Annotated in this window: 8 protein-coding genes; 2 read left to right on the top strand and 6 right to left on the bottom strand. The window is 73.3% G+C overall.

Annotation, left to right across the window (positions count from 1 at the left end):
- Positions 1–88: 88 nt before the first annotated feature.
- Together ACLU3S_RS33570 and ACLU3S_RS33565 are read right to left on the bottom strand one after the other, a co-directional pair.
- Positions 89–409 carry a hypothetical protein gene (locus ACLU3S_RS33570; protein WP_413955760.1) on the bottom strand — a complete coding sequence of 107 codons (321 nt, stop codon included), beginning with the start codon at positions 407–409 and terminating at the stop codon, positions 89–91.
- 73 nt (positions 410–482) lie between these two features.
- Positions 483–1,691, bottom strand: a complete 1,209-nt coding sequence (locus ACLU3S_RS33565; protein WP_413955759.1) for a hypothetical protein — start codon at positions 1,689–1,691, stop codon at positions 483–485.
- A gap of 216 nt (positions 1,692–1,907) precedes the next feature.
- Here ACLU3S_RS33565 and ACLU3S_RS33560 point away from each other — a divergent pair, with 216 nt between their 5' ends.
- Positions 1,908–3,362 carry a glyceraldehyde-3-phosphate dehydrogenase gene (locus ACLU3S_RS33560; protein ID WP_413955758.1) on the top strand — a complete coding sequence of 485 codons (1,455 nt, stop codon included), beginning with the start codon at positions 1,908–1,910 and terminating at the stop codon, positions 3,360–3,362.
- Positions 3,363–3,437: 75 nt separating this feature from the next.
- Here ACLU3S_RS33560 and ACLU3S_RS33555 read toward each other — a convergent pair whose 3' ends face one another.
- The 4 genes from ACLU3S_RS33555 to ACLU3S_RS33540 all read right to left on the bottom strand — a co-directional run bounded on the left by ACLU3S_RS33555 (position 3,438) and on the right by ACLU3S_RS33540 (position 8,037).
- The gene (locus ACLU3S_RS33555; RefSeq protein WP_413955757.1) at positions 3,438–5,381 is read right to left on the bottom strand and encodes a collagenase; all 1,944 of its coding nucleotides are present in this window, start codon (positions 5,379–5,381) and stop codon (positions 3,438–3,440) included.
- Positions 5,382–5,529: 148 nt separating this feature from the next.
- Complete coding sequence (locus ACLU3S_RS33550; RefSeq protein WP_413955756.1) at positions 5,530–6,480, bottom strand: LysR family transcriptional regulator; 951 nt, start codon at positions 6,478–6,480, stop codon at positions 5,530–5,532.
- 137 nt (positions 6,481–6,617) lie between these two features.
- Positions 6,618–7,292 carry a class F sortase gene (locus ACLU3S_RS33545; protein WP_413955755.1) on the bottom strand — a complete coding sequence of 225 codons (675 nt, stop codon included), beginning with the start codon at positions 7,290–7,292 and terminating at the stop codon, positions 6,618–6,620.
- Positions 7,293–7,431: 139 nt separating this feature from the next.
- Complete coding sequence (locus ACLU3S_RS33540) at positions 7,432–8,037, bottom strand: hypothetical protein (RefSeq protein ID WP_413955754.1); 606 nt, start codon at positions 8,035–8,037, stop codon at positions 7,432–7,434.
- A gap of 274 nt (positions 8,038–8,311) precedes the next feature.
- On the opposite strand from ACLU3S_RS33540, the gene ACLU3S_RS33535 reads away from it, so the two are divergent.
- Positions 8,312–9,190 carry an SCO6745 family protein gene (locus ACLU3S_RS33535; protein ID WP_413955761.1) on the top strand — a complete coding sequence of 293 codons (879 nt, stop codon included), beginning with the start codon at positions 8,312–8,314 and terminating at the stop codon, positions 9,188–9,190.
- Positions 9,191–9,226 lie beyond the last annotated feature (36 nt).

The raw sequence follows: 9,226 nt of genomic DNA, 5'->3' as shown, positions 1-9,226 counted from the left end.
GTGGGCGCACCGCGTCCGGTTCGCCGCTGTCGCCCCTGTCGGACGATTCCCCCCGAGGCCCGCGCTCGTTGACGCACCCCGCTGCCGGTCAGCGGATCTCGGAGTCGATGCCCGTGATCACCGCCGGGCCCAGCGGGGCGCTCCGTTCGTCCAGCCCCGCACCGCGCAGCGCGGAGTCGGCGAGCCGGCGGGCCTCCTCCTCCGCCTGCGGGCCGGTGTCCGCCTCGACGGTCAGGCGGAGCGTGAAGGTGTTGTCCTCGTTGACGCTGAGCACGTCCAGGTCCTCGGAGCTGCCCATCCGGGTGCCGTGCGGATCGGCGGGCCGCAGCGCCCGGGTCAGCCGCGTGCGGGTGTCCGCGCCGGCTCCCGTGGTGAAGGTGCCGGGGACGCTGATCACGTAGGTCGTCATGACGTTCCTTTCCTCGGACGTCCCCCGCCTACCCCGATTCACGGCCTTCGCACGGCGTGCGCCCCGGCGCGCCTCACAGCGGGGAGCGGGCCACCGCCACCACGTACGCGCCGAACAGGAGGGACAGGAGGGTCAGGGCGCCGTGGACGAGCACGGCCCGGGCGGGCCGTGCCCGCCATGTCCGGGCGAGCGCCCGCGCCATCGGGATGAGCAGGGGAAAGGCCGGCAGCAGGAAGCGCGGCTTGGAGGAGAAGGACCCCGACCCGGCGACCACCAGGAGGAGCAGCACCCCGGCGAAGACCACCAGGACCAGGGGGGCGCGCTCCAGGCACAGCAGCGCGAACAGCAGCACGCCGGCCGCGACGATCGCCAGGGCGGCCGGGTAGACGACGCCCCCGCCGTGCAGGAGCAGGGCCTTGACGAAGCGGGCCGAGCCGACGCCGAAGTCGAAGCGGGAGTCCCACGCGCTCTGCACCGTGAAGTAGCCGCCGAGCACGTCTCCGGTCTGGGTGCCCACCCACAGCACGTAGCCGAGCCAGCCCAGCGGGGCGAGGACGGCGCCGGCCCACAGGCTCGCGGGGGCCCGGCCGCGCCGGCGCAGCGCCTCGTACCCGGCCGCGAGTCCGACGGCTCCCGCGACCGCGAATCCGGTGGGCCGGGACAGGCCCGCCAGCGCGGCCAGCGCCCCGGCCCACAGCCAGCGGCCCTTGAGCACGCCGTACAGGGACCAGGCGGCGAGCGCGGTGAACAGCGACTCGGTGTAGGCGATGGTCAGTTCCACGGCGTGGGGCAGGGCGGCCCACAGGCCGACCAGCGCGGTGGCGACGCCCCGGCCGTACAGGTGGTGGCCGATGGCGTAGATGCCGTACGCGGCCACGCCCGCCGCCGCCCAGGCGATGATCAGCGCGGCCTTGCCCGGGGTGAACGGCAGCACGGTGGTCAGCCCCCGGATGAGCGCCGGGTACAGGGGGAAGAACGCCCAGTCGGTCTGGACGGCGCCCTTGGGGGTGATCCAGATCTTGTCTCCGTAGCCGTGGACGGCGATGTGCAGGTACCAGCGGGAGTCCCAGGAGTGCGCGAACGTCCTGACGAGCGAATGCCCTCGCACGGCGTTCGTCACGATCACCGCGAGAACCCCGGCGAGCCGGACGGCCGCGAAGAGGGCGAGGGCCGCCGGCGCGCCCTCGGGAATCCCGCGCCGGGCGGTCCAGGGCTGGTCGGGCCGGCCGGCGGGGCGGGACGGGGCGGCCGGCTCGGGCCGGGGTACGGAGGAGGTGCTCACGTTGACGACCTTGAACAGGCCGGGGAGGACGTGCAATCCGCGACTCGGGTTTCTTACGCACTTCCACCCTGATTCAGGAACCGGCCAAGGAATGGGGGCAAATCCCTTACTTCCGCCTCCTTCATCCGCGTCGGACCACCCCCGCGCGGACCCCTCGGAAGATCGAAGTAGGGTGTGGTTACCATATGAGCGCTGCCTAGCTCGAAAGATAGATCTGTGACTGTCAACGACGACTCGTTCACCAACTGGAAGAACCGCGAGGAGATCGCGGAGTCGATGATCCCGCTCATCGGGAAGCTGCACCGCGAGCGGGACGTGACCGTCCTGCTGCACAGCCGCTCCCTGGTGAACAAGTCGGTGGTCAGCATCCTCAAGACGCACCGCTTCGCCCGGCAGATCGCCGGCGAGGAGCTGTCCGTCACCGAGACCATGCCGTTCCTGAAGGCCCTGACCACCCTCGACCTCGGGCCCTCCCAGATCGACCTCGGCATGCTCGCCACCCTGTACCAGGCCGACGAGCGAGGCCTGAGCGTCGAGGAGTTCACCGCCGAGGCCGTCGCCGGTGCCACCGGCGAGGGCAGGATCGAGCGCCGCGAGCCGCGCGACGTCGTCCTCTACGGCTTCGGCCGCATCGGTCGGCTCGTCGCCCGCCTGCTGATCGAGAAGGCCGGCTCCGGCAACGGCCTGCGGCTGCGGGCCATCGTCGTGCGCGGCGGCGGCGCCCAGGACATCGTCAAGCGCGCCTCGCTGCTGCGCCGCGACTCCATCCACGGCCAGTTCCAGGGCACGATCACGGTCGACGAGGACAGCAGCACGATCTTCGCCAACGGCAACGCCGTCAAGGTGATCTACGCCGACGACCCGTCGCACGTCGACTACACCGAGTACGGCATCCGGGACGCCATCCTCATCGACAACACCGGCAAGTGGCGCGACCGCGAGGGGCTGTCCCAGCACCTGCGGCCCGGCATCGAGAAGGTCGTGCTGACCGCGCCCGGCAAGGGCGACGTCCCGAACATCGTGCACGGTGTCAACCACGACACCATCAAGCCGGACGAGCAGATCCTGTCCTGCGCCTCCTGCACCACCAACGCGATCGTCCCGCCGCTGAAGGCGATGGACGACGAGTACGGCGTGCTGCGCGGGCACGTGGAGACCGTCCACTCGTTCACCAACGACCAGAACCTGCTGGACAACTACCACAAGTCCGAGCGCCGCGGCCGCTCCGCGCCGCTCAACATGGTGATCACCGAGACCGGTGCCGCCTCCGCCGTGGCCAAGGCGCTGCCCGACCTCAAGGCGAGGATCACCGGCAGCTCGATCCGCGTCCCGGTGCCGGACGTCTCGATCGCCATCCTCAACCTGCAGCTGGCCCGCGAGACCACCCGCGAGGAGGTCCACCGCTACCTGCGCGACGTGTCGCTGACCTCCCCGCTCAAGCGCCAGATCGACTTCATCACGGCGCCCGACGCGGTCTCCAGCGACTTCATCGGCTCCCGCCACGCCTCGATCGTGGACGCCGGCGCCCTCAAGGTGGACGGCGACAACGCGATCCTCTACCTCTGGTACGACAACGAGTTCGGCTACTCCTGCCAGGTCGTCCGGGTCGTCCAGTACGTCTCGGGCGTCGAGTACCCGACCTACCCGGCCTACCCGGCCACGTCGCTCTGACGCCGGCCCCGCGCGCGACGTGCGGCCGCCGACCGGGGTTCCGGTCGGCGGCCGCGCGCTTCCGGGCGCGTGCGGTCACGCCCTGGCCGGCGTGGCGCAGGCGCCCGCGGCGCACGCCGTGAGCCACTGGTCGAAGTCGGCGTCGTAGCGGGTGCCGATGCCGTCGTGGTAGACGGCGTATCCGCCGGCGTAGTCACCGGCTCGGAAGCGGGCGAGCATGCGCTGGACGTCGTCGGGGTGGCGCTCGGTCATGTAGCGCACGGCGAGATAGCCCCACGGGTATGTGCGGGTCACGTCGCTGTTGTCGTAGGTGCTCTCGAAGAGGGTGCTCAGCCGGTACGTGTGCCTGGCCGCCTCCTGGACCGCCTGGTCGTCGGCGAGCCCCCGGTAGCTGTAGGAGACGTACTCGGCCAGGCCCTCGATCCACCACACGTCCGGCACCGAGATCTGGCGCGCGAAGTCGCCCTTCATGTCGTCGCGGCCGTCCAGGAAGTGCGTGTACTCGTGGTCGAGGTTCCAGATCCGGGCCGGGAATCCGTCGTCGCCGCTCTTCTGGTACATGATCGACGTGACCTGGTTGGCCGGGTCCGACGGGTCGCCGTCGAGGGTGATGCCGCCGTTGTCGGTGCTGACCCCGTAGATCGCGCCGGCGTAGGTCTGGTAGTCGGTGCGGCCGGCGAAGACCACCAGCTGGATGGTGGAGACGTACTGGCCGGGTATCGGGCCGTCCGCCCTGACCACGGTGCGGAAGTAGGCGTCCTGGTGGAGCACGCCGGCGCAGGCCGCGTCGAGCTCGGCGGAGGTGAGGGACTGGGCGCGGATGGTGCGGGCCGCGTCGCAGCGGTGGGTGATCGGCAGGGCGGCCTTCATGAGCCTGTCCGGCAGGTCGCACACGCCGTAGTAGGAGCAGTCGGCGCCGTCGTAGGAGGCGGCCTGCGTGGCGACGGTCACCCAGAGCGCCGCCGTCGGGCCGGTGATCGCGGACGCGTCCAGCAGGTCCCTGGTCAACGGCCGGGCGATCTCCCGCAGTTCGGGGTGCTCGACGTGACGGGCCAGGTTGCTCCCGGCGTTGGAGTCCAGGAAGGACAGGTCGGTGCCGAGCTGGCCGGTGTGGGCGAGCGCGAAGTCGTGGAGGGTGACGAGGATGCGCGGGTCGGCCTCGACGGCCCTGACGTAGTCCGGGTTCCAGTTGCCGCGCCACAGGGGCGTGTAGACGTCGTTGACGGCCCGGACCATGGCGTCGATGCCGTCGTAGGAGCTGTCGTAGTCCTCCAGGATCCGGCGGTAGACGGGCAGATACCGGCCCTGCTGGTCGGCGCTGTCGGTCAGGACGACCGTCTCGCCGAGGATGTCGCCGTTCGCGGCGGTCACGTCACGGGAGCGGGGCCGGGCGAAGAACGCGTCCAGGCCGCCGGTGACGGCGGTGGTCAGGCGCCGGGTGTACGGGCCCACGTCCACGGGGTGGTTGAACTGCACGTAGTAGCCGGCCCGCAGGAAGAGGACCAGTTGCTCCAGGCGGCCGGAGTCGTCGCCGCGGTACTGCCTGGCCGCGCGCGTGAACGCGCCCGCGACGGTCAGCATCTGGGGCTGGCGGAAGACGTCGTGCGCGTCCCTGCCGGTGACCGAGAACAGCGTGTTGACGCAGTCCGTGGACGCGGCCTTCACGAAGGAGACGAGCGCGGAGCCGCTGCGGCCGCCGAAGTCGCCCGGGGCGCAGGAGCCGGTGGTGACGGCGCGCCGGGGCCGGCGGGCCAGCGGGGGTTGGCGCGGCGGGAGTTGGGCCGGCGACAGCGGCCGGGAGCGGGTCGCGGGCCGCTCGTCGGCGGCGGTGGACGCGCCCGCGGGCGACGGCGTGGCCGGGTGGGCGCGGGATGCCGTGACCGTGCGGATGTGCGGATCGGGTGCTGCCTGCGCCGGTGCGGACAGCACACCGGCCGCGGTGGCGCAGACGGCGGCCACGGCCAGGCGGCGGGTCGCGCGTCCGGCCGTGCGGAAGGGTGGCGCGAAGCGATAGCGCATCGGGATTCCTCCACGAAGTGATGCGCCCCTGTGGGGAGTTGAGGCGTGTGCGGCACTGTCTCAGCGGGCCGCTGAGCCTCACAATGGTGTGTGACATAGCACATGACGCCTCTCGCCCATAACATCGCTCCGCGCCCAGGAGGCGCCGCTACGCCCCGGCGACGCTCCAGGTGCGCGAGGCCCAGGTCCGCAGGTGCGGTGCCTGGGCGACGAGATCGCGGTACGCGGCGGTGGCGGACTCCAGCATCGTCTCCACCACGGCGTCGCCGACGGTGTCGGGGCGCCAGGCCAGGACGTAGCGGCACCACAGCGGGGAGCCGGCCAGCGGCTTGACGACGACGTGCGGGATGGGCCGGAGCGTCGGCTGCACCAGGGACACGCCGAGCCCGTCGGCGATCATGGTCTGCAGCTGGGTCTGGTCGCCGAGGAACTCGTGGACGGTGACGGGTGCGAACCCGGCCGCGGCACAGGCGTCGTGGAACACCCCGGGCCAGCCGGCCCCGTCGTCCGGCGTCACGAACCAGGGGTCCTCGGCGAGGTCGGCTAGCTGCACCTGGGCGCACTGCCGGAGCCGGTGCCGGGAGGGCAGGGCGACGAACGTCGGCTCGGTGACGATCCCGCGGTGCCGCACCGCGCCCGAGTGCCGCAGCTCCATGCCCGGGTAGTCCGCGGCGATGGCCGCGTCCACCGCGCCCTGCTCCAGCAGCTCCACGATCCGCGAGGAGGAGTAGACGCTGCTGACGGCGACGGAGAGCTCCGGCAGCCGGGCGCGCACCCGGGAGACGGTGCCGGACAGCACGGGCGAGTTGGTCGCCGCCACGCGCAGCGTACGGCGGGCCGGCGGGGCCGGGCGGTGGCCGATGGCGGCCGCCCTGGCGAGCACGTCGCGGGCCTGGGCGACGACCTCGGCGCCGTAGCGGGTGGGCCGCACACCGCCGGTGCCGCGCTCGAACAGCGGCTCGCCGAGGTGCCGCTCGATGCGCCCCAGCTGGGTGCTCACGGCCGGCTGCGAGTACCCCAGCTGCGCGGCGGCGCGGCCCACACTGCCCGCGTCGGCGATCGCGCACAGCACACGCAGGTGCCGCAGCTCCAGCTCCATCGCTCCACTCCCCCTCTCGCCCAGGACCGGCCCGGCACATCGGTGCTCCGCGCCCCGGCCCGCGGCGGCCGCGGCCGGCGGACGGAGCGTTCCATTGTGCCCTGCCGGGCACAAGGCGCAGATCCGCCGGGTACGGATCACACGAGGTGGGCGAAGACCACGAGGTTGTCCGTGTAGTCCTTCACCGTGCGGTCGTAGTCCCCCGCGCAGGTGATGAGCCGGACCTCGGGGCGCGACGCGTCCGCGTACACCAGGTTGCTGGGGAAGTCGTCCTTGGCGAAGGTCTCGGCGCTGTCCACGACGAAGTTCGCCGTACGCCCGTCGGCTCGCTCGACGGAGAACCGGTCGCCGCGCTCCAGCTGGTCGAGGCCCGCGAAGACGGCCGCGGAGACCGCCGTGTCCACGTGTCCGGCGATGATCGCGGTGCCCTGCTCACCGGGTGAGGCGCCCTTGGCGTACCAGCCGACGAGATTGGTGTCGGCCGCGGGCGGGGGCTGGAGCTGGCCCGTCGGGCCGATGGTCAGGTCGGTGAAGGGGGCGTCGACGCCGATCTTCGGAATGATCAGGCGGGTCGGCTCGGACCGGGGCAGCGCGTCGCCGGACTCGCGCGGCCCGTCCGGCGTGGCGGCGCTCGCACCCGAGGCGCGGGACGGCTGGGGCGCGTCGGGCAGGGCTCCGTGGTGGCCGCCGAACATGCCGGCGGCGAGGAAGACGAGCGCGGCGCCCCAGAACACCAGCCGTCCGCCGCGGCCGGAACCTCCCGCGGCGGGCGCCTGGTTCGCGGGGTACGGAGAGGACGGTTCTGCTGCCATCGGACACCACCTCACTCGGGCACGACAGCACGGGGATCAGGGCGGGGGTCCGTGCGCGCGGACCGGCCGCAGGGGGCACGGGCCGCCGGCACAGTGCTCGCGCCGGCGGCGCCCGCAACCCCTGGAGCGGGCCGAGCGGTCAGGACGCCTGCTGGACGGCCTTCTTGCGGCGCAGCGCGTACATGCCGGTGGCGCCCACGGCCAGTACCGCGAGGCCGCCCGTGGTGACGCCGGGGGTGGCGAGGGCTCCGCCCCCGGTGTGCATGCCGCCGCGCGGCTTCTCGCGGCCCCCGCCGTCGCCCCCGCCGCCCCAGTCGTTGCCCCGGCTGCCGCTGTCGCCCCCCTTGTCCCGGCTGCCGCTGTCGCCGCTCTTGTCCTGGCCGCCGCTGTCGCTGCCCTTGTCCTGTCCCCCGTCGTCTCCTCCCTTGTCCCGGTAGGTGTCGGGGTCGAATCTGCTGTCCCCGTTGCCCGAAGCCCAGTCGCCGCCGCGCAGCACGGTGGCGAGCGCTCCGCCACCCGTGTGCATTCCGCCGTGCGGCTTGCCGTGTCCGCGCTGGCTGTCGTTCTCGCTGCCGTAGTCCTTGTCGTGGCCACCGCCAGAGTCCTGGTCGCTGTCACTGCTGTACGAGGAGTCGCCGCGGCCTGAGTCGTGCCCGGCCGGAACGGCGAACGCGGCGCCGGGCGTCGCGAAGGCGAGGGCGGCCGCGGCGGCCGCCGTGGCCAGGAGCGTGCGGGCAGAGCGCATCGTGATGTCCTTCCGCCGTGACCGGGCAGCGGATACCTCATCAGCTGGATGGACCCGGCCCCGACATGAACCACCGTCAGTGAGGGCACCGGCTCCCACCATCCGGGCCGCCCAGCCGGGTCACCAGGCCACCCGTCTGCCCCAGTACGCCCACCGGACGGCCCCCTGTCCGCGCCGGCCGCACGTTCTGCCGGGAACCGCTCTTGTTATGACCGGGGTCATAACGCAGGCTGGTGCCGACGAGCGGGACAGGGCGACGTGGCGGGAGGAAACGGTGGCGGAGCCGATGGCGCGGGCCCTGTGGGAGCGGTACGAGCCGGTGCACGACCTCGTGTACTTCGCGCCGGAGGCGCACCACGCGGCGGACGAGCTCGGGATGCGCGGCTTCTGGATGGGGTACTTCGCGCTGCGCGCCGCCCCGCTGGGCGCGGCGTCCCCGGCCGTGGTGACGAGCTGCTTCTACGTCTTCCATCCGGCGCGGGTGGCGCGGGCGCTGCCGGACGCGTGGGGATACTCCGCTCCGGCCGAGGTGCTGGCGGCCCGCGAGAAGGCCCTGGACGCGGCCATGACCCGGCTGTTCGGAGCGGACGCCGTCGGCTCCGCCGAGTTCGCCGAGGCGGCCGACCTCGCCTGGGAGGCGGCGGCCGCCGCCGACACCGCCGGCCGAGTGCTGGCCGCAGCCAACCAGGTGCTGGAGCGCCCGGCGCGGCCCACGGCACGCCTGTGGCAGGCCCTGACCACGTTGCGCGAGCACCGGGGCGACGGGCACGTCGCGGCGCTGGTGAGCCAGGGGCTGGGACCTGTCGAGGCCATGGTGCTCAAGGCCGCCGCCGGCGAGTCGGACGGGACGTTCCTGCGCGAGACCCGCCGCTGGGACGAGGCGGACTGGGCGGCGGCCGGGGCACGGCTGCGTACCCGCGGCCTGCTCTCGGAGGACGGGTCGCCGACGGCGGCCGGAACGGCCGTGCGCACGCGGGTCGAGGCGCTGACCGACGCGGCGGCGGAGGGGCCGTGGACCGCGCTGGGCGCGGACCGCGCGGCGCGCCTTGCCGGACTGCTGGAGCCGCTGGCCCGCGCCGTGGAGGACTCGGGTCTGCTGCCGCCGGGCAACCCGGTGGGCCTGACCCGTGGCTCGCGTCCCGCCGGCCGCTGACGGCACGGCGCCCGCCGTCCCCGCCCGCAGCGCCGG

The organism is Streptomyces sp. AF1A, assembly GCF_047340315.1.
In the GTDB taxonomy this organism is placed as follows: Bacteria; Actinomycetota; Actinomycetes; order Streptomycetales; family Streptomycetaceae; genus Streptomyces.
The sequence above is the reverse complement of the archived record's forward strand: the minus strand, read 5'-3'. Positions and strand labels throughout refer to the sequence as shown.